Source organism: Novosphingobium sp. (assembly GCF_027489515.1).
Taxonomy (GTDB): domain Bacteria; phylum Pseudomonadota; class Alphaproteobacteria; order Sphingomonadales; family Sphingomonadaceae; genus Novosphingobium.
Genome location: NZ_JAIXZS010000083.1, coordinates 106,197 through 131,158, shown reverse-complemented (window position 1 = coordinate 131,158; position 24,962 = coordinate 106,197). Strand labels below are relative to the sequence as shown.

General features: G+C 65.1%; 19 protein-coding genes. 12 read left to right on the top strand and 7 right to left on the bottom strand.

Translation table 11 applies throughout. The features are described from left to right. Window positions 1-571: 571 nt before the first annotated feature. The 9 genes from Q0082_RS14620 to Q0082_RS14580 all read left to right on the top strand — a co-directional run bounded on the left by Q0082_RS14620 (window position 572) and on the right by Q0082_RS14580 (window position 11,613). Window positions 572-1,597 (top strand): putative urea ABC transporter substrate-binding protein, encoded by a 1,026-nt coding sequence (locus tag Q0082_RS14620; protein ID WP_298194198.1) that lies wholly within the window; start codon window positions 572-574, stop codon window positions 1,595-1,597. Between the two features lie 4 nt (window positions 1,598-1,601). Further along, on the top strand, window positions 1,602-2,417 hold the full coding sequence (locus Q0082_RS14615) for an ABC transporter permease (RefSeq protein WP_298193973.1): 816 nt from the start codon (window positions 1,602-1,604) through the stop codon (window positions 2,415-2,417). Then, window positions 2,414-3,193: an ABC transporter ATP-binding protein gene (locus Q0082_RS14610; protein ID WP_298193971.1), complete on the top strand. Its 780-nt coding sequence runs from the start codon at window positions 2,414-2,416 to the stop codon at window positions 3,191-3,193. The genes Q0082_RS14615 and Q0082_RS14610 overlap by 4 nt, the downstream gene beginning before the upstream one ends. 13 nt (window positions 3,194-3,206) lie before the next feature. Continuing rightward, window positions 3,207-3,680, top strand: a complete 474-nt coding sequence (locus tag Q0082_RS14605; RefSeq protein WP_298193968.1) for a CopG family ribbon-helix-helix protein — start codon at window positions 3,207-3,209, stop codon at window positions 3,678-3,680. Next, the gene (locus tag Q0082_RS14600) at window positions 3,677-4,516 is read left to right on the top strand and encodes an urea amidolyase associated protein UAAP1 (RefSeq protein WP_298193965.1); all 840 of its coding nucleotides are present in this window, start codon (window positions 3,677-3,679) and stop codon (window positions 4,514-4,516) included. The genes Q0082_RS14605 and Q0082_RS14600 overlap by 4 nt, the downstream gene beginning before the upstream one ends. A 14-nt stretch (window positions 4,517-4,530) precedes the next feature. After that, window positions 4,531-5,169, top strand: coding sequence for an urea amidolyase associated protein UAAP2 (locus Q0082_RS14595; protein ID WP_298193963.1), 639 nt, complete (start codon window positions 4,531-4,533; stop codon window positions 5,167-5,169). Window positions 5,170-5,317: 148 nt separating this feature from the next. Beyond that, window positions 5,318-8,914: an urea carboxylase gene (uca, locus tag Q0082_RS14590; RefSeq protein ID WP_298194196.1), complete on the top strand. Its 3,597-nt coding sequence runs from the start codon at window positions 5,318-5,320 to the stop codon at window positions 8,912-8,914. Next, the gene (atzF, locus tag Q0082_RS14585) at window positions 8,911-10,665 is read left to right on the top strand and encodes an allophanate hydrolase (protein ID WP_298193961.1); all 1,755 of its coding nucleotides are present in this window, start codon (window positions 8,911-8,913) and stop codon (window positions 10,663-10,665) included. The genes uca and atzF overlap by 4 nt, the downstream gene beginning before the upstream one ends. A gap of 12 nt (window positions 10,666-10,677) precedes the next feature. Then, on the top strand, window positions 10,678-11,613 hold the full coding sequence (locus Q0082_RS14580) for a YncE family protein (RefSeq protein WP_298193958.1): 936 nt from the start codon (window positions 10,678-10,680) through the stop codon (window positions 11,611-11,613). A gap of 388 nt (window positions 11,614-12,001) precedes the next feature. Here Q0082_RS14580 and Q0082_RS14575 read toward each other — a convergent pair whose 3' ends face one another. Further along, complete coding sequence (locus Q0082_RS14575) at window positions 12,002-12,880, bottom strand: sterol desaturase family protein (protein WP_298193957.1); 879 nt, start codon at window positions 12,878-12,880, stop codon at window positions 12,002-12,004. Between the two features lie 210 nt (window positions 12,881-13,090). Here Q0082_RS14575 and Q0082_RS14570 point away from each other — a divergent pair, with 210 nt between their 5' ends. Further along, on the top strand, window positions 13,091-16,414 hold the full coding sequence (locus Q0082_RS14570) for a glycosyl hydrolase (protein WP_298194194.1): 3,324 nt from the start codon (window positions 13,091-13,093) through the stop codon (window positions 16,412-16,414). 42 nt (window positions 16,415-16,456) lie between these two features. On the opposite strand, the gene Q0082_RS14565 is transcribed toward Q0082_RS14570, so the two are convergent. The 6 genes from Q0082_RS14565 to Q0082_RS14540 form a co-directional block, all read right to left on the bottom strand. Beyond that, window positions 16,457-17,776 (bottom strand): NAD(P)/FAD-dependent oxidoreductase, encoded by a 1,320-nt coding sequence (locus Q0082_RS14565; protein WP_298193955.1) that lies wholly within the window; start codon window positions 17,774-17,776, stop codon window positions 16,457-16,459. Between the two features lie 86 nt (window positions 17,777-17,862). Next, window positions 17,863-19,023 carry an alpha/beta fold hydrolase gene (locus tag Q0082_RS14560; RefSeq protein WP_298193954.1) on the bottom strand — a complete coding sequence of 387 codons (1,161 nt, stop codon included), beginning with the start codon at window positions 19,021-19,023 and terminating at the stop codon, window positions 17,863-17,865. Between the two features lie 3 nt (window positions 19,024-19,026). After that, a complete protein-coding gene (locus Q0082_RS14555; RefSeq protein ID WP_298193951.1) occupies window positions 19,027-19,929 on the bottom strand; it encodes a VOC family protein in 903 nt (300 codons plus the stop codon). Then, window positions 19,926-21,188 (bottom strand): amidohydrolase family protein, encoded by a 1,263-nt coding sequence (locus tag Q0082_RS14550; protein WP_298193949.1) that lies wholly within the window; start codon window positions 21,186-21,188, stop codon window positions 19,926-19,928. Before Q0082_RS14550 ends, Q0082_RS14555 begins: the two co-directional genes overlap by 4 nt. Continuing rightward, window positions 21,185-21,613, bottom strand: a complete 429-nt coding sequence (locus Q0082_RS14545) for a heme-binding protein (RefSeq protein ID WP_298193947.1) — start codon at window positions 21,611-21,613, stop codon at window positions 21,185-21,187. The genes Q0082_RS14550 and Q0082_RS14545 overlap by 4 nt, the downstream gene beginning before the upstream one ends. Window positions 21,614-21,699: 86 nt before the next feature. Beyond that, a complete protein-coding gene (locus Q0082_RS14540; protein ID WP_298193946.1) occupies window positions 21,700-22,623 on the bottom strand; it encodes a LysR family transcriptional regulator in 924 nt (307 codons plus the stop codon). Window positions 22,624-22,755: 132 nt separating this feature from the next. Between Q0082_RS14540 and Q0082_RS14535 the strand changes: the two genes are divergently transcribed. Together Q0082_RS14535 and Q0082_RS14530 are read left to right on the top strand one after the other, a co-directional pair. Continuing rightward, window positions 22,756-24,087, top strand: coding sequence for a family 1 glycosylhydrolase (locus tag Q0082_RS14535; protein WP_298193944.1), 1,332 nt, complete (start codon window positions 22,756-22,758; stop codon window positions 24,085-24,087). 4 nt (window positions 24,088-24,091) lie between these two features. Further along, window positions 24,092-24,961 carry a dienelactone hydrolase family protein gene (locus tag Q0082_RS14530; protein WP_298193942.1) on the top strand — a complete coding sequence of 290 codons (870 nt, stop codon included), beginning with the start codon at window positions 24,092-24,094 and terminating at the stop codon, window positions 24,959-24,961. The last annotated feature ends 1 nt before the right edge of the window (window position 24,962 follow it).

Genomic DNA, 24,962 nt, shown 5'->3' with positions numbered 1-24,962 from the left:
CAGCAAATACATCATCTCGTGATTGCTGCCCGCTTTCGCAAACTATTACCGAAAACACACACCAACGCTCCCGCATCGACTGTGCCGTGCAGAATATCGCCGCCAGACAAGCATTCGCCTGACTTGAAATGTCGTTGCTTGCGCCGCAAAGGATTGCTCCTTCTGCGACATTTCAGTTACGTTATCGATATTACATAACAGGTCAAGCGTAATAATTCGACACGATCCCGGTATTATCCACCCTCCGCTGCACTGCGGAAATCCTTGGTATTTTTCCTGTGCAACTGCCGCATCGATCGGCTCAAGGCGCACACCACAGCCTGCAGCCGTTGCGCCGAATCAACACAATGCCCGCGAACCCCTCCCCTGATTCGCCGAATCTGCGCGGCCCTGCATGGAGATGGTATTACGTTTTTTCAGGAACGTAACATTTTGGCATGGACAAGTGGATTGTTTCTCGCAATGCTGCACTGCGAAAGGAGACAGAATCGTGTCAAACACCTCCCCCGCCAGGCCCCGCCGGGCGCTCACCGGTTCTCTCCTTGCCGCAGCGCTTGCTACAACGCTTGCAATTGGCGGCTGCGCAGGCGGCAGCAATGCTCCGGCTGAAAAGAAGAGCGAATTCAGCATCGGCTGGTCGATCTATGCCGGCTGGATGCCCTGGCCCTATGCGCAGCAGGCCGGCATCGTGAAAAAGTGGGAGGACAAATACCACCTCAAGATCAAGATCGTGCAGGTCAACGACTACGTCGAATCGATCAACCAGTACACCGCCGGCAAACTCGACGGCGTCACCCTTGCCAACATGGACGCGCTGACGATCCCGGCGGCCGGCGGCAAGGACACAACCGCCGTCATCCTTGGCGACTATTCGAACGGCAACGACGGCGTGCTGCTCAAGGGCGCGACCAGCCTGAGCGCCATCAAGGGCCGCTCGGTTAATCTGGTGGAGCTCTCGGTCTCGCACTACCTCCTCGCCCGCGCGCTGGAAAAGGGCGGAATGGGCATGACCGACGTGAAGACGGTCAACACCGCCGATGCCGATATCGTCGGCGCCTTCGCCAGCGCCGATGTGACCGCGGCGGTTGCGTGGAACCCGCAGCTTTCGGTTATGCGCGCGCAACCCGGTGTCACGCAGGTGTTCTCCTCGGCCGACATTCCGGGTGAGATCCTCGATCTCCTCGTCGTCGATACCGCCACGCTCAAGGCTAACCCCGATCTCGGCAAGGCGCTCGCGGGCATCTGGTACGATACCGTGCAACTGATGATGCGGCAGGATGCCGAAGGGAAGGCAGCGCGCGCCGCAATGGCCAAGCTCGCCGGCGCCGCGCCCGAAACCTTCGACAGCCAGCTAAAGACGACCTTCCTATACACAGATCCCAAGGCCGCCGTCGCCGCCGCGCAGTCCCCTGCGCTGGTCACCACAATGACGCGGGTGCGCGATTTCAGCTTTTCCAAGGGCTTGTTCAAGGGCGCCACCTCCGCCGATGCGGTCGGCATCGCGTTCCCCGGCGGCAAGACGCTCGGCGATGGGGCCAATGTCACCTTGCGCTTCGACGACAGCTTCATGAAGCTCGCCGCAGACGGGAAGATCTGAGCGCATGCGCTGGATCAACTGGCATCTTTCGAGGCGTGACCGCCTGATTGCGGGCGGTGCACCGATCCTGCTGCTCTTGGTGTTCTACCTGATCACCGCGGTGCAGCGCCATGCCGCCAACCCGTCAGACAAGATCTTCCCGCTCCCCTCCGGGATGGCCAAGGCGATCACCGATCTGCTTACCACGCCCGATCCGCTTTCGGGCAACCTCGTGTTCTGGGCCGATACCTTTGCCAGCCTCCAGCGGCTCGGACTGGGGCTTGGCATCGCGACGCTGTTCGCACTTATTCTTGGCCTGCTCATCGGCGCGCTGCCGCCGGTGCGCGCAGCGCTGAGCCCGCTGGTCACCGGCATCGCGGTGATCCCGCCGATTGCGCTGCTGCCCATCCTGTTCATCGCGCTTGGCCTCGGTGAAACCTCGAAGGTCGTCCTCATCGCCATCGGCGTTGCGCCCGTCATGGTCCGCGATATCGCCGCGCATGTAGGCAGCCTGCCACGCGAGCAGATCATCAAGGCCGAGACCCTCGGGGCCAACTCGTGGCAGATCATCGCCCGCGTTGCGCTGCCGCAGGCGATGCCGCGCCTCCTCCAGGCGATCCGCCTTGCGCTCGGTCCGGCGTGGGTCTTCCTTATCTCCGCCGAAGCCGTCGCCTCCGATATCGGTCTCGGCTACCGCATCTTTCTCGTCCGCCGTTATCTCTCGATGGACGTGATCATCCCTTACGTCGCGTGGATCGCGCTGCTTGCCATCCTGATGGACGTGACGCTCGCCGCGATCAGCAAGCGCGCATTCCCCTGGGCCCATGGAGACGGCAGATGAACGCGCTCCTCCAGCTCAAGAACGTCTGGGTGGAGTACGGCGACAAAGTCGTGCTCGAAAAGGTCAACCTCCAGGTGGCCGAAGGCGCCTTCCTCTCTATCATCGGCCCCTCGGGCGCGGGCAAATCGAGCCTGCTGCGCCTCATCCTCGGGCAGGAAGCGCCCACGCGCGGCAAGATCCTGCTCGACGGCGAGCCGCTCACCCCCCAGTGCGGGCCCGATCGCGGCGTCGTCTTCCAGCGTTATTCGGTCTTCCCGCATATGACGGTTCTCGGCAACGTCACCTTCGGCCTCGAATGCCCGGCCGCCCCATTTGCCGCGCGGCTTTTCGGCGCTGCCCGTCGCAAGGCCGAGGCGCAGGCAACCGAAATGCTCGAAGCGGTCGGACTTGCAGACAGCCTCCACCTCTACCCCGCGCAGATGTCGGGCGGCATGCAGCAGCGCCTCGCCATCGCGCAGGCCCTCATCAAGCGGCCGCGCATCCTCCTCCTCGATGAACCCTTCGGCGCGCTCGATCCCGGCATTCGCGCCGACATGCATGGCCTGATCACCCGCCTGTGGCGCGACTATGCGCTCACGGTCGTCATGGTCACGCACGACATCAAGGAAGCCTTCACGCTCGGCACGCGCGTCCTTGCGCTCGACAAGCGCCGCCACGATCCCCACGCGCCGCACCGCTACGGTGCGACCGCCGTCTACGACCTCCCCTTGCGCGGCCCCCCGGTCCCGGCCCCGGAGCCGGAAGCCGCGCCCCAGCCCGCAACTGCCGCCAGCTGAGAGAGAACAGCCCATGAGTCCAGAACCCACAGGCCTCGCCCGGCTCAGCATGAGCCTTCCGGCCGAATTGTTCCGCAAGCTCGACATGATGGTGACCGAGCGCCAGCTCCCTTCGCGCTCGCAGCTCATGGCCGAGCTGATCCGCCATGCGCTTGCCGCGCATGAGGCCTTCACCCGGCCCGACGAGATGCTCGCCGGCACAATCACGCTCGTCTACCGCGGCGAACGCGGCCGCGTGCGCCACCAGCTCGCGCAGACGCAGGCGCACTATCTCAAGGAAGTGATCTCCTCGCAGCACGTCTTCCTCGAGGATGACCAATCGCTCGAGGTGCTCCTCGTCCAGGGCCCCGCCGCCCGTCTCAAGGATCTGTCGGACGCGCTGCGGCGCGTGCGCGGGGTCCAGCAGCTCGAACTCGTCACCACCACCGCGCTCCTTCCGCAGCTCTACGAGCCCGAAGCCGATGCGCCGCAGGGAGCCGCCGCATGACCGCAACGCCCGCAGCAATTCTGGCCAATCCCAACGCAGCCCGCGATCACGCCCGTGCGCAAGGCGGCACCGTGGTGGAGGCGATGCCCGTCCTCCCACCCGCCGCGCCGGACCTGCCCGAAGGCGTCCCTGCGTCCGACCTGCTCTGGGAGGAAACCTTGGCCCCCGGCGGCTACGCCACCCGCCGCCTGCCGCGCGGCGCGCGCTTGCGCCTCATAGACGCGAAGGGCGATGCCTGCGCGAGCTTCCAGATCTTCAACGCCGAAATGCCGACCGAGCGCTACAGCTTTGCCGATACGGTAAAGATCCAGTGGAACGCCTATCTCGGCGCGGGCAAGCTGCTCTTGTCCGATATGGGCCGCGTCCTGATGAGCATTGCCGAGGACACGACCGGCGGCGCGCACGATACGTTCTCCGGCACCTCCAACGCCTACACCAACGCCGCCAAGTATGGCGACGGACGCAACAGCGGGCAGTTCCCCAACGGCCGCGACCGCTTCCTCCTCGGCGCCGCCAAGCACGGCCTTCAGCGCCGCGATATCCACGCCGCCGTTACCCTGTTCAAGGGCGCGCGCATTGCCGATGACGGCACCATCGAGCCGCAGATCGGCCCCTTCGAGCCGGGCCGCGAAGTCGTCCTGCGCGCCGAGATGGAGGTCATCGTGGTGATCGCCAACGTCCCCCACGTGCTCGATCCCCGGCCTGACTACACCGTCACCCCCCTGCGCGCGACAGCATGGCGCGGGCCGGTGGCCGCCGAAGACGATCCCATCCGCACCGCGACGCCGGAGGGCCTGCGCGCCTTCCTCAACGTCGAAGACTACTATCGTCGCTGACCGGAGACTGACCCATGCTCAACCGCGATCCGCACCACGACGGCCTGCCCGATACGATCGTCCATGACGAAGTCGTCCCCGCCCGCGCTCCCTGGATCCATCACATCAAGAAGGGTCAGACGCTGCGCATCGTCGACCTCGAAGGCAACCAGGCGGTGGACTTCCTTCTCTATAGCGAGGCTGACGATACCGAGCGCTATTCGGCGCAGGACACCGTGGCGGCACAGGGCAACCTGTTCCTGCGCACCGGCACCGTGCTGCGCTCGAACGAGGGCCGCCCGATGATGACCATCGCCGGTACGACAGTCGAATACCACGATACCATCGGCGGCGCCTGCTCCTGCGAGAGCAACACGCTGCGCTATGGCCACCACACCAAGGCACAGCACGCCTGCGTGGAAAACTTTCTCGAAGCCAACCTCACCGAAGGCCGCGGCAAACGCGATATCGTCGCCAACATCAACTTCTTCATGAACGTGCCGGTGGAAGCGGACGGGGCGCTCGGCATCGTCGACGGCATCTCCGCGCCCGGCCTAACCGTTGATCTCAAGGCCGAGATGGACGTCATCGTCGTCGTCTCGAACTGCCCGCAGATCAACAACCCCTGCAACGGCTTCAATCCCACGCCCGTGCGCATGATCGTCGCGGCATGAGCCACGTCGGGCACCGCACTGCCCTTCTTCCTCTCCCCCGCTCGGGGGAGGCCGGGTGGGGGTGCCCTGCGCCTGAAGCAGCAAATCTCGTACCCCCACCCCCAGCCCCTCCCCGCCGGGGAGGGGGGCAGTGAGCGCGAAATCCCACATGAGCTTCGACACCGTCCTCATTGCCAACCGCGGGGCCATTGCCACCCGGATCATCCGCACCTTGCGCCGCATGGGGCTGCGCTCGGTCGCGGTCTATTCGGAGGCCGATGCGGGCTCGCTCCATGTCTCCGAGGCTGACGAGGCAGTCTGCATCGGCGGCGCGCGGCCTTCGGAAAGCTATCTCAACATCGACGCGATCCTCGCCGCGGCCAAGGTCACTGGCGCGGGCGCGGTCCATCCCGGCTACGGCTTCCTGGCCGAGAACACCGACTTCGCCGAAGCCTGCGCCGCTGCCGGGATCGTCTTCATCGGCCCCACGCCCGACAACATCCGCATGTTCGGCCTCAAGCACAGCGCCCGCGCGCTCGCCAAGGCGCACGGTGTGCCGCTCGCCCCCGGCTCCGAGCTGCTGACGAGCGAGAAGGAAGCGCTCGGCGCCGCCAACGAAATCGGCTTTCCGGTCATGCTCAAGGCGACCGCCGGCGGCGGCGGCATCGGCATGCGCGTCTGCGAAAGTCAGGCCGATGTGCAGGAAGGCTTCGCTACCGTCGCCCGCCTCGGCCAGAGCAACTTCGGCGATGCAGGTGTCTTCCTGGAACGCTACGTACGCCGCGCGCGCCATGTCGAAGTGCAGATCTTTGGCGATGGCGAAGGCCGGGTCGTGGCCCTCGGCGAACGCGATTGCTCGCTCCAGCGGCGCAATCAGAAAGTGGTCGAGGAATCCCCCGCGCCGCTGCTGCCCGAGCAGATCAGGCAGGATCTCTACACCGCTGCGATCCGCCTCGGTGAAGCCGCGCGTTATCGCAATGCCGGCACGGTCGAATTCCTCTACGATGCCGAGCGCGAGCAGTTCTACTTCCTCGAGATGAACACCCGCCTGCAGGTCGAGCACGGCGTGACCGAGATGGTCATGGGGATCGATCTTGTCGAATGGATGGTGCGCGGCGGCGCAGGTGATTTCAGCTTCCTCGACACGGCGCCAACCTTGCCAAACGGCCATTCCGTGCAGGTCCGTCTCTATGCGGAAGACCCGGCGCTGGATTACCGCCCCACCTCGGGCACACTCACTGCAGTAGAGTTCCCGGCGGACATCCGCACCGAAACCTGGGTCATGGCGGGCAGCGAGGTCACCGCTTGGTACGATCCCATGCTCGCCAAGCTCATCGTCCACGCGCCGACGCGCGACCTTGCCGTCACCGCGATGCAGACCGCGCTCGGCGAAACCCGCGTCGACGGGATCGAAACCAATTTGCGATGGCTGCGCGACGTTGTCCGCTCCCCCGCCTTCACCAGTGGCGAAGTCTCGACCCGCGTCCTCGATACCATTGCCTACACCCCGCGCAGCGTCCGGGTTGTCAGCGGCGGCACCGCCACCACAGTGCAGGACTGGCCCGGCCGCCAGCGCCTCTGGGCGGTCGGCGTGCCGCCTTCGGGGCCGATGGACGACCAGTCGTTCCGGCTCGGCAACCGCCTGCTCGGCAATCCTGAAGGCACCGCAGGCCTTGAACTCACCCATTCGGGCCCTACCCTCGCATTCACCGCACCCGCGCGCGTCGCGCTGACCGGCGCCGATTTCGGCGCAACGCTCGATGGCGCCCCCGTCCCGCGCGGACAGGTGATCGCCATCGCTGCTGGTCAGACGCTCGCACTCGGCCGCGCGCGGGGCGGCGGCATGCGCGGCTACCTGCTCTTCGCGGGCGGCCTCGATATCGCGCCCTACCTCGGCAGCCGCGCCACGTTCGAACTCGGCCAGTTCGGCGGTCACGCCGCGCGCCGGCTAGTTGCAGGCGATGTGCTCCACCTCGGCGACGAGCCCGTCGAACCGGCTCTTGCCACCACCGCGCTCCCGCCGCTCGGCAACGAATGGACCTTGCGGGTCCTCTACGGCCCACACGGCGCGCCCGATTTCTTCACGCCCGACGATATTGCGATGATCGTCGCCGCCGAATGGCAGGTGCACTACAACTCCAACCGAACTGGCGTGCGCCTTATCGGCCCAAAGCCGCACTGGGCGCGCAAGGATGGCGGCGAAGCGGGCCTCCACCCCTCGAACATCCACGATAACCCCTACGCCATCGGCGCCGTCGACTTTACGGGCGACATGCCGATCATCCTCGGCCCGGACGGACCCTCGCTCGGTGGTTTCGTCTGCCCCTTCGTGGTCATTGCGGCCGACCGCTGGAAGCTCGGTCAGCTCGTCCCTGGCGACCGCCTGCGGTTCGCCCCGGTTACCATCGCGGATGCCGCCGCGGCAGACGCCGACCAGCAGCGCCTGCTCACCCAAGGCGCGCTGCCCGGCCCCGTTCCCGATCGCCCCGTCGCGCATCTCTCGCCGATCCTCGCCGAAATCGCCGAAACAGCGAACCGTCCGCGCACGATCTACCGCCAGCAGGGCGACCGCAACATCCTCGTCGAATACGGCCAGATCGTACTCGACATCGAACTGCGCATCCGCGTCCACGCGCTGATGGTCGAACTCGAGCGCCTCGCACTGCCGGGCGTCATCGATATCGTCCCCGGCATCCGCTCGCTGCAATTGCATTTCGATGGCGCGCAGCTTGATCAGGCCTCTGCGCTCGCCGCGCTGATCGAAGCTGAGGAGCGTCTCGGTGATCTCGCTGACTTCACCATCCCCTCGCGCGTCGTCCACCTGCCGCTCTCATGGCGCGATCCCGCGACGATTGAGACCATCGAGAAATACATCGCCGCCGTCCGCGACGATGCACCATGGTGCCCTGACAACATCGAATTCATTCGCCGCATCAATGGCCTGCATGATGCGGCTGCGGTAGAGAACCTGATCTTCGAGGCCAACTACCTCGTCATGGGCCTCGGCGACGTCTACCTGGGCGCACCCGTCGCCACGCCAGTCGATCCGCGCCACCGCCTCGTCACCACCAAGTATAACCCCGCGCGCACATGGACCCCGCCCAATGTCGTGGGCATCGGCGGCGCGTACATGTGCATCTACGGGATGGAGGGCCCGGGCGGTTACCAGCTGTTCGGCCGCACCGTCCAGGTGTGGAACACCTACAAGCAAACGGATGCCTTCACCGAAGGCAAGCCGTGGCTGCTGCGCTTCTTCGACCAGATCCGCTTCTACCCGGTCAGCGCCGAAGAACTGGTGGAATGGCGCCGCGATTTCCCCGCCGGCCGCCGCGCCCTCAAAATCGAGCCGAGCGAATTCCGCCTCGCCGATTACCGCAAGTTCCTTGCAGACAACGCCGAAGCCATCAGCGAATTCGAGGCCAACCGTAAGGCCGCTTTCGACGCAGAACGCGCCGACTGGCAGGCCCGCGGCGAATTCGACCGCGTGACCGATCTTGCCGAAGCCGAAACGCCCGCAGCCGCCACCACCGAAGTCCCCGACGGCACCGACCTCGTCGAAGCCCCATTCGGCGGCAGCGTGTGGAAGCTGCTCGTCGCCGCCGGCGATGCGGTGAAGGCGGGCGATACCATCGCGGTGATCGAGGCGATGAAGATGGAGTGCCCCGTCGAAAGCCCCGGCACCGGCACGATCGAGGCGCTCTACATCAAGGAGAAGCAGTCCCTGCAGCCCGGCTCGCCGATGCTCGCCCTGAGGCGCACGGCATGACCGCCACCCAGATCGCCGCCGCCGTCAACGCACGCGAAACCACCGCCGTCGCGCAAGTAGAAGCGGCGCTCGCCCGCATCGCCACCTATGACGCCATCCAGCCCCAAATCTGGATCAGCCGCGCGAGCGCCGAACAAGTCCTCGCCGCCGCTCGGGCCGTCGATGCCCGCATCGCCGCAGGCGAAACGCTGCCCCTTGCTGGCGTCCCCTACGCCGCGAAAGACAACATCGACGTCGAAGGCTTCGAGACCACCGCCGCCTGCCCGGCCTTCGCCTACCAGCCTCAAGCCAGCTCCACCGTCGCCGAGCGCCTCACCGCAGCTGGCGCGATCTGCATGGGCAAGACCAACCTCGATCAGTTCGCAACGGGTCTCGTCGGCGTGCGCAGCCCCTATGGCATCCCGCGCAACGCGTTCAACCGCGCCTATGTCAGCGGCGGATCGAGCTCCGGCTCCGCCATCGCGGTTGCCGCGGGCCTCGTCCCCATCGCGCTCGGCACCGATACGGCAGGCTCTGGCCGCGTCCCCGCCGCGTTCAACCACCTGATCGGCTTCAAGCCGACCAAAGGCCGCTGGCCCACGCGCGGGGTCGTCCCGGCGTGTCGTTCGGTTGATTGCGTCACCGTTTTCGCGCACGACACCACTGATGCCGGCCTTGTCGACAGCGTCCTTGCAGGGTTCGATCCTGCCGATGCATGGTCCAAGCCGCTGGCGAACCGCCCCATCAGCCCCCGCAAGATCGGCGTCCCGCTTCGCCGGCAACGTCAGTTCTTCGGTGATGCGGAGTCGGAATATCTCTACGACCGCGCGCTCGCCAACCTCGCCACCCTCACCGAAATCGTCGAGATCGACATCGCCCCACTGCAGGAAGCCGCGCAGCTGCTCTACGGTGGCCCCTGGGTCGCCGAACGCACCGCCGCGATGGCCCAGATCCTTAGCGAGAATCCCGATGCCGTCGATCCCACCGTGCGCGCCGTGGTCGAGGCCGGGTGGGACAAGACTGCGGTCGAGACGTTCAACGGCGTCTACCGTCTCGCCGAACTGAAGCGCCATGCCGACCTCCTGTGGGGCGAGCTTGACGCATTCGCATTCCCCACCACCGGCACCACCTACCGCGTCGCCGAACTGGCCAAGGCCCCCATCGCGCTCAACAGCAATCTCGGCGCCTATACCAATTTCGTGAACCTGCTGGACATGGCCGCGCTCGCCATTCCCGCCGGCACGCGCCACAACGCCACCGGCTTCGGCATTACCCTGATCGGCCCCGCGGATACTGATCGCGCCCTGCTCACGCTCGCCGATGCCTATCTGGCGAAGGCCAATCTCGCCCCGCCGCCCCCACTCGACATCGAGGGACATATGCAAACCGTGAAATTGGCCGTCGTCGGCGCCCACCTCAAGGACATGCCGCTCCACTGGCAGCTCACCTCGCGCGAGGCGACGTTCGTGGAAGCCACCCACACCGCGCCCGCCTACAAGCTCTTCGCGATGGCCGACAGCGTGCCGCCCAAGCCCGCGCTGGTTCACAGCGCCGAAGGCGGCGCGGCGATCGCGGTCGAAGTTTATGAACTCGGCGTCGCCGAATTCGGCAGCTTCACCGTCGAGGTTCCCGCTCCGCTTGCCATCGGCACTGTCACGCTGGCAGACGGCAGCAGCGTCAAGGGCTTCGTCGCCGAGCCGCGCGCGATTACCGGCGCGGAAGACATCACCCACCTTGGTGGCTGGCGCGCCTACATCGCGCAGAAGAACTGAAGGAGCACCCGCATGAAACCGCTCAAGGCCCTGCTCCTCGCTGCCGCCACGCTGGCGCCGATGGCCGCCCATGCTGACGAGGCCCCAAAGCCCCACGTTCAGGTCGTGCCAGGCTTCGCGGATTTTCTCGCTATCGATGGCAACACCGTCTGGGCCACCAACAAGGGCCGCGTCGAGCAGTGGTCCGCCAAGGGCAAGCAGGCGGAATACCCGATGGGCCGTCCGTGCGGCGGCATGAGCATCGATTTCGGCTCGCTCTGGGTTGCCGATTGTCCCGAAGCTGCGGTCAAGCGCATCGACGTGAAGACCGGCAAGCTTGTGGCGACAATCTCCACTGGCATTGCCAACAACATGGAAGGCGAGCTCAACACCGTCACCGGTGCAGGCTCTGCATGGATCGCCAGCGAGGCGAGCGGCAAGATCGCGCGCATCGATCCTGCGACCAACAAGGTTGTTGCCACCATCCCCACCGCGCCCGGCTCGTGGTATCTCACGTTCGGCCTCGGCGCGCTCTGGGCCGTCAGCGGTACGCAGCAGCTGCTGAGCCGCATCGATCCTGCTACCAACACCGTCACCGGCACCGTGGCGCTCGGCAAGACGCCGGGCTTCCTTGTCGCGGGCGAAGGCGCGGTGTGGGTACAGGAACAGGGCGACGGCACTGTCGCGAAGATTGATCCCGCCACGATGACCGTCACGACCCGCATCAAGGTGGGTGACAACCTCAAGTGGGGCGATATCGATACCGGAGATGGCAAGGTCTGGCTGCGCACCACCGACGATCAGGAATTCGTGGTGATCGACGCTGCCTCGAACGCGATCCTCACCCGCGTCGGCAAGCCCGTCGGCAGCGGCGCGCTGCGCTGGACCCCCAAGGGCGTCTGGACCTCGGCGCATGATGTCCACACATTGACATGGTGGCCGAAGGGCCGCGAGGCGGCGAAGCCCTAAGGTTGCATCCAGAGGAACGTGCGGATAGCTTCCTCAGCATGCAATCCTTAAGCTCATTTGTCTACTCGATGCCCTTCATCGCCTGCAGCATCGGAGCTTTTAAGTTGGCGCATGAAGGCCAGTTGAAACGCTGGCCAATGCTTCTTCCTGGAATCATTGCTTTTCCCGTCGCTCTGGTCCTTGCAAGGGAGGCCAGAACAGCCCAGTTCACGACGGTCGGGGCAGCACTAGTGGACTCGATCGGACCGATTGCGGTGGCTTTTGTCGGAACTGCTTGTGGAGGAGCTCTGGGACTTGCCAAGCGCAGGCACGACCTAGGCGGCTAAAATCATCCCGCAGCGGACGCGGACGAGCAGCAGTAGCGCCAACCTCTTCGCAGCCGCGGCCGTCAGGCTGCCGCCTTGCGCCCCTTAACCCAGTCGATGATCGGCATGACCGGATAGAGCAACGTCTCGCCGATCCCCATGTAGCGCCTGCCTTCCTGCCCGACTTCGACCGCCTCGCCCGCCTTGAACGTGCCGTGCAGCCGGTCGAACAGGATAAGCGCGCAGGCATAGTTGCAGCGCGTGTCCTCGTACTCGACCGAGTGGTGCAGGCTATGCGCTTCCACCGTGGTGAACACCGCCGAATACCAGCGCGGCGGATCGAAGCGCACATTGGCATGGCTGAACGCCGCGATCGTGCCCAGCATATGGCCGGCGCAAAGCAGCGCCGTCAGCGAGAAATCGAGGAAAACCGTCACGCTGAGGCCGATCAGGAAAAGCTCGAACGGGTTGCCCACCGCGCCCTTCAGCGCGTTCAGCTGCCGCACGAAATGGTGCGGCGCGTGGACCACCCACAGCGGGAACCAGTTGTGCATCGCGCGGTGCAGCCAGTAATGCCACCACTCGATCAGCAGCATGATCAGCGCCACCTGCACAATCAGCGGCGCGTGCTCCAGCCACGGCGTGTGGATGCCGAGCGCATCCTTCACCCCGATCAGCGGCGCATCGGCCCAGTGCTTCCCGGCATAGCGCACCACTGTGTAGAACATCACGAAATAGAACAGGTCGGAAAAGAACTCCGCGCGCGTCAGTCGCCAGCCGGCGTGCCTTTCGATGATCTGCTCGAGCCCCAGAATCATAAACTTCGTGGCAATGGCCGCAGTCACGATGGTCCAGCCATTGGTCACGAGTTCTGCCGGCAGCAGCGACCAGAACGCAAAGATCACCAGCAAAGTCGCCGGTTGGTAATACTTGAAGATCACGGGCTTAATACCTGCCGCCATTGCGCGAACCCCCACGGCTTATCTTGCCTACGGAGGCTAACACCAAGTCCCGGTATGAACAACTGCCCCATTCGTCATACCTGCAGGCACGACCATCGAGAGCTCCTCTGCAGCCAGCCCACCCAAGCGATTTTGCTTGCATCGGATGCTCGCTTTTGATCAAAGCAATCATAAACGATCATTCAGTCGTCCCGGAGAGACGCCGTGTTCATGCCCCCCATCCGCGTCCTCGGCGCACTCCTCCTTGCTGGGACCGCTCTGGCACCGCTTAACGCCCAGCCGGCCAGCGATGCGCTCGCCGAAGCGTTCCGCGATCCCCCCGCCTCGGCCCGCCCGCGCGTCTGGTGGCACTGGATGAACGGCAACGTCACCGAGGAGGGCATCAGGCTCGATCTCGAATGGATGAAGCGCATCGGCATCGGCGGCGCGCAGACCTTTGATGCGCAGCTCAATACGCCGCAAGTTGTCGACAAGCGCCTCGTCTACATGACGCCGGAGTGGAAGCACGCCTTCCGCGCTGCCGCCGAGACGGCCGACAAGCTCGGCCTTGAGCTCGCCATCGCCGCCTCACCCGGCTGGAGCGAGACCGGCGGACCATGGGTGAAGCCGGAAGACGGCATGAAGAAGCTCGTCTGGTCCGAAACGCGCATCACCGGCGGCAAGCGCTTCAAGGGCAAGCTCGCCGCGCCGCCCAGCACGACCGGCCCGTTTCAGGACCTTGGCATGCAGCCCGAAATCGGGGTCGACCATCCCAAGACCGATCTGCCGCAGCTCTACCGCGATACCTACGTCCTCGCCGTCCCCGAAACTGCCGCCCCGCTGGCGCCGGTGTGGAGCGCGTCCTCTGGTGCCATTGATGCCTCCAAGCTTACCGACGGCAAGCAGGCAACTGCGATCGAGTTGCCGGCTGGCAAGACCGATGCACCTGCGTGGATCCGCGCCGATTTCGCCACACCGCAGGCTGTTCGCTCAGCCAGGCTTGCGATGCCGCCTGTCTCGCTGTTCAGCGCTGCAAAGTTCGCGCCTGTGCTCGAAGCAAGCGAAGACGGCACGACGTTTCGCGAAATCCTCCGTTTCCCCACCGGCAGCTCAGCGGAATATACCGTGAGCTTCCCGGCCGTGACCGCCACGGCGCTGCGCGTGCGTTTCGTGCCGGAACAGACCGGCTTCGGCCTGCCGACCCCGCCCGCGCCGGGTGTGGAATTCCCCTCGTTTCCCGGTTTCATGAGCGGCGCGGGCCCGCACGTCACCGTCAATGAACTCGCCTTCTCGGCCAGCCCTCGCACCCACCGCTTCGAGGAAAAGGCCGGCTTTGCCACCACGCTCGATTACAACGCGATCCCCACGCCCGACGCGCCCGCCATTCCGGAAGGGGCTGTAATCGACCTCACGAGCAGGATGCAGCCGGACGGCTCGTTAGATTGGACGCCGCCCAAGGGCGAGTGGCGCGTCCTGCGTCTCGGCTATTCGCTCACCGGCACCGAAAATCACCCCGCCCCGCCCGAGGCGACCGGGTTCGAGGTCGACAAGTTCGATGCGGACGCTGTCCGCCGCTACATCAACACCTACCTCGATACCTATAACGCCGCCGCCGGGCCGGACCTGATCGGCGCAAGGGGCGTCCGCGCCCTCCTCAACGACAGTATCGAAGTCGGCGCGAGCAACTGGACGCCGTCCCTCGTCGCCGAGTTCAGGGCCCGGCGCGGCTATGATCCGGTGCCGTGGCTACCTGCGCTGACGGGTGTGATCCTTGGCAGCCCTGCCCGCACCGATGCCTTCCTCCACGATTTCCGTGCCACACTCGCCGATCTCGTAGCCGACGCCCACTACAAGACGATCGCCGAGGAAGCCCACAAGCGCGGCCTGATCCACTACTCCGAAGCGCTCGAGGACAAGCGCCCCTCGCTGGGTGACGACATGGCGATGCGCCGCCACGCCGACATTCCGATGGCCGCGATGTGGTCCTACGATACCGAGCGCGGTGCCCCGCAGCCCAGCTACCAGGGCGACATGCGCGGCGCGGCCTCCGTCGCTCACATCTACGGCCAGAACCTCGTCGCCGCCGAATCCCTCACCGCCGCGCTGCAGCCCTGGGCCTTCGCCCCGCGCGACCTGAAGCCGATGATCGACATGGAGTTCGCCCTCGGCGTCAATCGCCCGGTGATCCACACTTCGGTCCACCAGCCACTGACCGACAAGGCCCCCGGCTTCTCGCTCTTCATATTCGGCCAGTATTTCAACCGGCTGGAGACGTGGGGCGAGCAGGCCAGGCCTTGGGTCGATTACATGTCCCGCAGCAGCTACATGCTCCAGCAAGGCCGCAATGTGGCTGATGTCGCCTATTTCTATGGCGAGGAAGCCCCGCTCACCGCGCTGTTCGCCAAGGCTGTTCCGAGTGATTTGCCCACCGCCAACGCGTTCGATTTCGTCAATCCCGACGTTTTGCTGAACCAGCTCAGTAATGACGGCCCGGATCTCGTCGCCAAGAGCGGCGCGCGCTACAAAGCGCTGTACCTCGGCGGCACCTCCTCGCGCATGAGCCTTGCCGTGCTCCAGCGCATCGCCGATCTCGTGCGCGGCGGTGCCACGCTGATCGGCGAGAAGCCGACCGGCTCACCCGCGTTGCAGGACAATCCCGCCGCCTTCACCCGCCTCACCGATGCCCTGTGGAGCGGCGATACGGGCAAGGGCCGCGTGCTTGCCAGCAGGAACCTGGACGATGCGCTCGTCAGGCTCGGCATTGCACCGGGCATGACCTACACCAGGGCCGCACCGGATAGCTCCGTCCTCTTCGTCCATCGCAAGACGGCCGACGCCGAGATCTACTTCGTCACCAACCGCAAGAACCGCGCCGAGCCCACGACACTGAGTTTCGCGCAAACCGGCAAGGCCCCCGAATGGTGGGATGCGGCCACCGGCAAGGCCACGCCGCTCGGCTACACCACTGCGGATGGCCGCACTTCAATCACGCTGACCCTCACACCGTGGCAATCGGGCTTCGTCGTGTTCCGCAAGGCCGGACCAGCAAGTGTCGATGTGCCGACAACCACCCGAACCCCGCTCGCTATGGTCACTGGCCCGTGGTTACTCACTTTCCAGCCCGGCCGCGGCGCTCCGGCCAGCATGACTCTCCCCGCGCTGGCCGACTGGACGCAGAGCGCCGATCCCGGTGTGCGCTACTTTTCCGGCACGGCCTCCTATCACCAGACGCTCAAGGCCCCCGCCAAAAGGCAGGGCCAGCGCCTGATCCTCGATCTTGGCGAAGTGCGCGATCTTGCCGAAGTGCTGGTAAACGGGAAATCCGCTGGCATCCTGTGGAAGCCGCCCTACGAGGCGGACGTCACCGGCCTCACCCGCCCGGGCATCAATGAGATCGAGATCCGGGTCACCAACCTCTGGGTCAACCGCCTGATCGGTGACGCGCAGCCCGGTGCCAAGCCAATTACCTTCACCACGCTGAAAACGTATCGTGCCGACGCACCCTTGCGGCCTTCTGGCCTGATCGGCCCGGTTAGGCTTCAGGTCGAACGCTAAATCCATCCTTCGTCATTGCGAGGTCCGTGCTGGCCTCAGCCTTCAGTGCAGCTTGAGCCTTGGCCGCACGATCTGGTTCACATGTCCGATCACGATCAGCGTGATCCCCCGCCACCAGCCATGAATGGCGATGAGGTGCATGCGGTAGAGCGACATGTAGACCATCCGCGCGATCCGCCCTTCCACGCGCATGCGCCCGCCGACGAGGTTGCCCATCAGGCTCCCCACCGTCGAGAACCGGCTCAGCGAAACCAGCGAGCCGTGGTCGGCATAGGCAAAGTCCTTGAGCGGCTGCCCGGCCTGCGCGCGCACGAGGTTGGTGAACACGAGGCTTGCCATCTGGTGCGCGGACTGCGCGCGCGGCGGGACCGGGCGCTCCTTGCCCGGAAGCAGGCACGAAGCGCAATCGCCCAGAGCATAGATGCGGTCATCAGTTTCGGTCTGCAGCGTCGGGCGGACGATAATCTGGTTGCCGCGGGTGAGCGCGAGGTCGCTCATGCCCTTGATCTCCTCGGCGCCCTTGACGCCAGCCGCCCAGACGATGAGGTCCGACGGGATGACCGTGCCGTCGCCGGTATGGACTTCCCGGTCCTCCAGCCGCACGACCTGTGTGCGCTCCAACACTTTCACGCCGAGCTTCTCGAGCTCCTCGCGAGCGGTCGTCGCCAGCACCTCGTCCAGCGCGGGCAGGATGCGCGGGCCAGCCTCAAGCAGCGAGACCTCGAGCTTGGTCTCGTCGAACACCTCAAGTCCGTAGTGCCGCAGCGCCTTGGCCGCGTTGTAGAGCTCCGCTGCGAGTTCCACGCCCGTCGCCCCGCCGCCGACGATGCTCACCCGCACGCGCGCATCGGGATTGCCGGTGTGGTGCGCATGGTTGGTGCGCAAGCAGGCGTTCAAAAGCTTCTGGCGGAACTTGTCCGCCTGCGGCCGGTCTTCGAGGAACATCGCGTGTTCGCGCACGCCCGGTACGCCGAAATCGTTGGAAATGCCGCCTATTGCCAGCACCAGATAATCATAGCGGATGGTATGCCGCCCGATCACTTCCTCGCCGCGTTCATCGAGGAGCGGGGCTGTGGTGATCATGCGTGCCGCACGGTCGATGCTCTCGATACTGCCCTGGAAGAAGCGGTAGCCCCAGCGCACTGCATGGCCGCCATAGCCGACCTCGTCGAGATTGGCGTCGAGCGATCCGGCCGCAACTTCGTGCAGCAGCGGCTTCCAGATATGCGTCAGGTTGCGGTCGATCAGGATGATGTCGTGCTTCTTGCGCCCGTACTTCGCGCCGAGCTTGCGCACGAGCTCAAGCCCGCCGGCGCCGCCGCCCACGACAACAATCTGCGTCTTCTGATCCGGCACGCGCATTTCCCCCCGCGCACGAGACTTGCGCGCAGGGTTAATGCCAGAAACAGGCCCGCAATAGTAGCCTGTCTGTTCGGGAATGGCGCATTTCAGCCCTTGGTGTGGCCACCCAGCGTATCGGCGAACCAGTCGGCTATGTAATCATTGCCGAAACTCATGTTGTCCGCACCCACGTGCTCGACCCCGCCTTCGCGCGCGGTGAAGATCTTGAGCTCCCGCCGCGGCGAGTTGACCAGCTGCGCATAGCTCTGGTGGGCATAGTCCACGCTGATCTGCCGGTCGGTCGCGCCGTGCGTTACCAGAAACGGCACCTTGATCCGGTCGAGGTGACCGTTGAGGTTCATGTCGTTGCTCTTGGCGAGGAAGTCCGCATGATCCTTCGCGCCGAACACCCAGTAGACGTGGCCCCAGTAGTGAGGGACGGGGTTTTCACCCTCGCGCGCCATGCGCTTGTCCTGCACTTCGCGCCAATTGTGGTTCGCGCCCCAGGCCGCGCCGCTTGCAAAGCGCGGCTCATAGGCAACCGCGCGCGGAGCAAAATGGCCGCCAAGCGAAATGCCGGTCATGCCGATACGCTTGGGGTCCACCTCGCCTCGCGTCTCCAACCAGTCGACCCACTTCGAGGCCCACTGCTCGGAATAGGGCGTCGCATTCAGTCCCTGCAGCCGCAGCGCCTCACCCGTGCCAGGCTGATCGACGCAGAGCGTGTGAATGCCGCGCTTGGCGAGCGCTTCGGGGAATCCGCCGAGCCACAGCATTTCCTTCATGCTGTCCAGCCCGTTGCAGTAGACGACGCATGGCGCCGGCCCCTCGACATTCGCGCGGTGGAAATAGGCAGCAATCGACTTGCCTTGGTAGGGGATTTCCACCCGCTCCACCGGATCAGCCGAAAACGTCGTCCCGCGCTGGAAGCTGTCGAGCGCCTTGGCATAAGTCTGCTCGCGCCCCGCCGATCCATGCGCCTGCATGCGCTCACCCGTCAGGTAGTAGATCGTCGCGCGCTTCAGCTTGGTTCCGGCCGAATACTCGCGGCCGAGCGCGAGATCCTCGTCGGCGAGGCCCACCAGCTTGTCGCCCATCTTGACCCATTCGGCCATGAAGTCGGCGGTTCCCGCATCGGCGCCGCTCTGCGCCTTCTCAAGCAACGGCTTGATCATGTCGACGATCTCGCCGATCCGACCGCCGTTCTCCATCGCGATCGCGACCGAGAGGTTCCAGATGTAGTTGGGAAAGGGCTCGAACAGCGCCATGGCTCAGACCCCTGCCGGCTGGAATAGCGCCGCGTCGGGCGCAGGATGCGGCATGGTCTGCGGACCGCCGACGCCGACGCCCCACTGGTCCATGATCTCCGGCGCGGGCGCGATTACTTGCGCCACGTGGTTCTCGAAATCGACCTTTTCCAGCTCGGACGTGTATTCGATCGCGAAGCCGGCCGGCGTGGTGAAGTAGCTGAAGGTGTTGTTGCCCGCGGTGTGACGGCCGGGGCCCCAGCGGATATCGATCTTCTGCCGCTTCAGCCGCGCGATCCCGCGCATCATCTCGTCGACATTGGGCATATCGTACGCGACGTGGTTGAGGCAGGGCGGCCCAGGGAGGAAGGCAATGCGGTGATGCGCCTCGTTGCAGCGCAGGAAGCACATGAAATCGCCCAGCCAGTCGCTCAGCTTGAAGCCCAGCACGTCGATGAAGAACGCCAGCTCCTCATGGTGGCGCGGCGAGTGCATCACGATATGGCTGATGCGCTCGGGGATCGCCTCGCGCGGGGCGAGCTGACGCGCCGTACCACGCGCGACACCGGCGGAAATCTCGTAGGGCAGGCCGTCCTTCGAGAAGAAGCGGAAGCCGTAGCCGCCGCCGAACTGCGCCAGCTCCTGCGGCTCCCAGACGATCTGGCAGCCATAGTCCCGCACCTTGGCGTAGAGCGCATCGACATCGGCCGGCGTATCCGCCGCCAGCGCGATCACATCGATCCGCTGCACCGCGTCTTGCCGCAGCCGCACGACATAGAGTTCGTCATGCCCCTCGGCAGCGAAGTAGACCATGCCGTCGGCTTCGCAAACTTCCTTGAGCTTCCAGTTATCGGCATAGAATGCGCGCTCGGCAGCAAGATCAGTGACGGCATAGCCGACATAGCGGATTTCGGTAACGCGGCTCATTGTGTGGCCTCTCTCGTGTCGCCCATTGGAGTGTTGAGCAGTGATTTGTAGAATTGCCCGCCCTTCATGATGGCGGCAAGGTTGTGCTTGTCCTGCAGTATGCGGACATCGGCGGTGGGATCGCCATCGACCAGCAGCAGATCGGCGAGATAGCCGGCGCGCACCTGCCCGACATCCCAGCCGACCAGCTCGCCGCCCTGCTTCGTCGCGGCTACCAGCGCTTCGACTGGCGAAAAGCCGAAGAGATTGACGAAATGCTCAATATCCCGCGCGTTGCGGCCGTGCGGATTGTAGGGGAAGCCATAGTCCCCGCCGGGCAGCACGCGGATCCCGCGCTTGCGCATCTCGGGAATCACCTGCTGTCCAAGTTCGATCCCGCGCAGCGCGCCGAGTTCGGCCGCTTCCTTGGGACCGATGCCAAAATCCTGCGCCTCATAGGCACGCGCCCAGAGCAGGCCGACCGCCGGTGCGGTGAAAGTCTGCTCCTTCTTCGCCTCGAACAGATCGAGGGCTTCCTCGTCGGCATAGGTGCAGTGGTAAATCGCCCGGAACCCGGCGCGCAGCGCGCGCTTCACGGCTTCGGCGCCTTGTGCATGGCATGCGAGCCAGATCCCCGCCTCGCGCGCCGCCGCGCCAATCGCTTGGGCTTCTTCTTCCGAATACATCAGCGTCTGCGAGCCGCCCGGCTGAAACGCATCGTCGCTCGACATCAGAAACTTGATCGTGTCGCAGCCGTCCGCCTTCTTCTGCGCGATGTACTCGCGAAGGTGCGGAATATCGCGCTGGTGTGTGGGATCGTGCCCCGCCGGCACACCGAGCACACCTTCCGCGCCCTTTTCCAGCGCGGAAGCGCGCAGGCGCGGACCCGGCAAGAACCCGCCATCGATCATGTCGCGCAGCGCCGGTTCGATCCGCTCGCCCAGTGAGCCCGCAGAATAAACGCTCGTAAACCCGTGATCGAGCGTGATCCGGGCATTTTGCGCCGTCACCAGAACATGCTGCTCGATCGGCAGCGGCTTCATCGTGTTGATCACGCGCTCGACACTCGTCGGCCAGGTCAGGTGGCCATGCGCCTCGACCATGCCGGGCATAAGCGTGCGACCGAGTCCCGCGACCACCGACACGCCGTCACGCGGCAGGCGCTCGTCGCCCTTCGCTACTGCTTCGATACGCTCGCCGCGCACCAGGACTTCGCCCGGAAACAACCGCGCGCCGCTCCCGTCAAAGACCATCACATCGGTGAACAGCGTGCCTGTCATGCGCCGGTATCCGCAACAAGGCCCGTCGCGGCGATGCCGGCGAGCGCGCAGACTTCATCGTTGTCCGACGTGTCGCCCGTCACGCCCACCGCACCGAGGATCGCGCCATCGGCGTCCCGGATCAGCACGCCGCCGGGCACCGGCAGCATCCCCTTCGGAAAAGCCGCCTGCAAGCCATTGAAGAACATCGGCATTGCCGCCGCGCGCTTGGCGAGCTCGCGCCCGCCGAAGCCCATACCGAGGCAGCCCGCCGCCTTGCCCATCGCGATTTCCGGCCGATAGATCGAAGCATTCTCGTCGCGCAGCAACGCAAGGATGTGCCCGCCGCGGTCCAGCACCACGCATGCCAGCGGCGCAAAGCCCCGACGGCGACCTTCCGCCAGCGTTTCCATGGCGATGGTAAGTGCGTGCGCTAAGGTCAGCATGTCCCGGTCTCTCTCCCGGCACTCTTCTGCTGACGGACGATCGATCTGTAAAAATGCTTCTTTGGATGCGTATCCATCAACAGATTTTATGCATTCGCAGGTTCACCTTTGCGCGCAATCGTCTCGATCCGCCCCCGCAGCCAGGTCAGCCCGGCGTCGTCCTTGCGCCCCGGATGGTAGCTCAGCATCTGCTTCATCGCCGGAATCTCGAACGGCGCCGGCGCGCTGGTGATGGCGAAACGCCCCTTGAGCTGCTCGGCCAGCCGCGAATGCATCACCGAAAGCCGGTTGGTTCCCTCGATCAGCCACGGCACAGCCGTGAAGATCGCCACGGTCGCCTCGATATTGCGGCTGCGGCCCATCAGTTCGAGCGTGCGGTCCGCGTAGGAAAGCGTCTGCCCGCCCCCCAGCACGACCGCAACGTGCCCCGCCGCAAAGAACGCTTCCTCGGTGATCGTCCCGTCGGCGATGGCAGGGTTGCCGCTCCAGCCGACCACCACCTGCGGCTCGTGATAGAGCACATAGGAGAGGTGATTGCCGCCGATGACGTATTCGGGCGTGATCGTGATATCGATCTTGCCCTCCTCCAGCTCCTGCACCGTGCTGGGCTGCGGCAGCCCGCAATCCACGCGAATGCCGGGCGCTTCCTCGGCCAGCTCAGCCACCAGCGGCACGATCAGCGAGGCGAACACATAATCGGACGTCACCACCTTGAAGCTGCGCTGCGAGGTGGCGGGATCGAAATGGGGCGAGCGCGAAAGCATCACCTCCAGCCCGAGCAGGCTTTCGCGCACTTGCGGCATCAATTCGTCGGCAAAGGGCGTCGGGTGCATGCGCTTGCCCTGCAATTGCAGCAACTCATCGCCGAAATACTCGCGCAGCCGCGAAAGCGCGGCGCTCATCGCCGGCTGGCTGAGGTTCAGCCGCTCCGCCGACCGGCTCACGCTGCGCGTTGTCATCAGCGCGTCGAACGCGACGAGGAGGTTGAGATCGAGACCCTTGAAGCGCATCCTGCCCACTCCCCAACGAAGCCGTCACCGCTTCATGTATCCAGCAATCTTATATGAATTTATGCATCATGACAATTTTACTTGATTGATGATTTCGCCCAGATCAGCATCAAACAGATGGGAGAAGGTGAAATGGCAATCGATCGGCGCACATTTGTGGCGGCCACCGCAGCAGGCCTCGCGCTGGGTGCAACGCCGCGCGCCGTTGCCAAGGCTGCAAAGGCAATCGCGCCCACGCCCTTCCCCGCAGACTTCATCTGGGGCGCCGCCACGGCCGGCCATCAGGTTGAGGGCAACAACATCAACGCCGATTGCTGGCTGCTCGAGAACATCAAGCCGACCGCATTCGTCGAGCCTTCTGGCGATGCGGCGAACAGCTTCGAGCTTTGGCGTACCGATCTGCAGCTTGCGAAGAACCTTGGCCTCAACGCCTATCGCTTCAGCCTTGAGTGGGCCCGGATCGAACCCGAGCCGGGCCAGTTCTCGATCGCCATGCTCGATCACTACAAGGCGATGATCGATGGCGCGCGCGCTGTGGGTCTGAGGCCCATCGTCACCTTCAACCACTTCACCACGCCGATCTGGTTTGCCGCGAGAGGGGGCTGGATGAACGACGAGGGCCCGCAGCTTTTCGCCCGGTTCTGCGACAAGGCCGCGCGCCACCTTGCAGCCGGGATCGATCACGCCACCACGCTCAACGAACCCAACCTGGCCGGCGTGCTCCAGTATCTTCTGCCCCCGTTCCTGCTTGATCAGGACAAGGTCATGGTCGAAGCGGCAGCAAAGAAGCTCGGCGTGCCGCTATTCCTTGCAGGCAATGCGCTCTACCAGCCCGATCCGGCCAAGGTTCAGGCGCACCTTCAGGCCGCCCACACCCTCGGCAAGGCCGCGATCAAGGCCGTGCGCAGCGATCTCCCAGTCGGCGTGAGCCTTGCCATGATCGACGATCAGGAAGCGGAGCGTGGATCGGTGCGCGATGCCATGCGGGAGAAATTCTACAATTCGTGGCTGCGCCTCGCGCAGGCGGACGACTTCCTGGGCGTCCAGAACTACGAGCGCGCGCTCTGGGGCAAGACAGGCAAGCTGCCCGCCCCCACCGATGCCCGCCGCAACTACATCGGTTCGGAAGTCTATCCCGCCTCGCTCGCAGGCGCGGTGCGATATGCCCATGAAGTCGCCAAGGTGCCGATCATGGTCACCGAACACGGCGTCGGCACCGACGACGATAGCATACGCGCCTGGATGATCCCCGAAGCGCTGGATCACCTGCGCGCCGCAATGGCCGATGGCGTGCCGGTCAAGGGCTATTGCCACTGGTCGCTGATCGACAACTTCGAGTGGGTCTTCGGCTACAAACCCCGGTTCGGCCTTCACAGCTTCGACCGTCAGACGTTCGTGCGCACGCCCAAGCCCAGCGCGCTCGTCTACCGCGACTACATCAAGAGCCACACGGCAGGAGCCTGAAGCCATGCGCAAGACCCTCGCGTTCCTGACCGCAATGATGGCCTTCGCAGGTGCGACAGCCCGGGCCCAGGCACCCGACTTTTCCGCCGATCCCGTACCTGCGGTCCGCGGCGAGGAAATCGTGCTCCGCGATGTGCCGGTGGGCGGCGAGACGTGGAACCGCGTGTTCGGGCAGGTCTGGGCGCGCAATGTCGAGCGCTCGAGCCTCTATGTGATCCGGCCGAAGAACGGACGCGCCAATGGCAAGTCCGTGATCGTGGTGCCGGGCGGCGGGTACATGTTCGTCTCGATCGACAGCGAGGGCTTCCGCGTGGCGGACCGGCTCGCAGCGCAGGGATACACGGCCTTTGTCCTCAAGTACCGCGTGAACCACACGCCGCCTGCGCCTGATGCCTTCATGGCCGACATGGCCTCGAAATTCGGCCAGCTCGGCAAGGGCGAACTGCCAGAACTGCCCCCGGCGGTCGATGATCTTGCCGCCGCCGTCGCGGTCGTCTCGGCGCGCGCGGCGGAATGGAAGCTCGACTCCAGGCAGATCGGCGCCATCGGCTTCTCCGCCGGCTCGCGCACGCTCATCCGCCTGCTCGAGCAGAAGAAGGAAGCCGCGCTGCTGCACCATGTCGGCCTGATCTACCCCCCGATGACCCAGACCGTGACCGGCGGCCCGCGCCCGCCCTTGTTCCTTGCGATTGCGGCAGGCGATCCGCTGTTCAAGCAAGGCGGGCTCAAGCTCGTCGATACGTGGCTCAAGGAAAGCAACGCAGTCGAGTTCCACCTCTACTATGGCGGCGAGCACGGGTTCGGCATGATGCCCAAGGGCACCACGAGCGACCGCTGGATCGACCAGTATATCGATTGGCTGGCGGTGCAGTGAC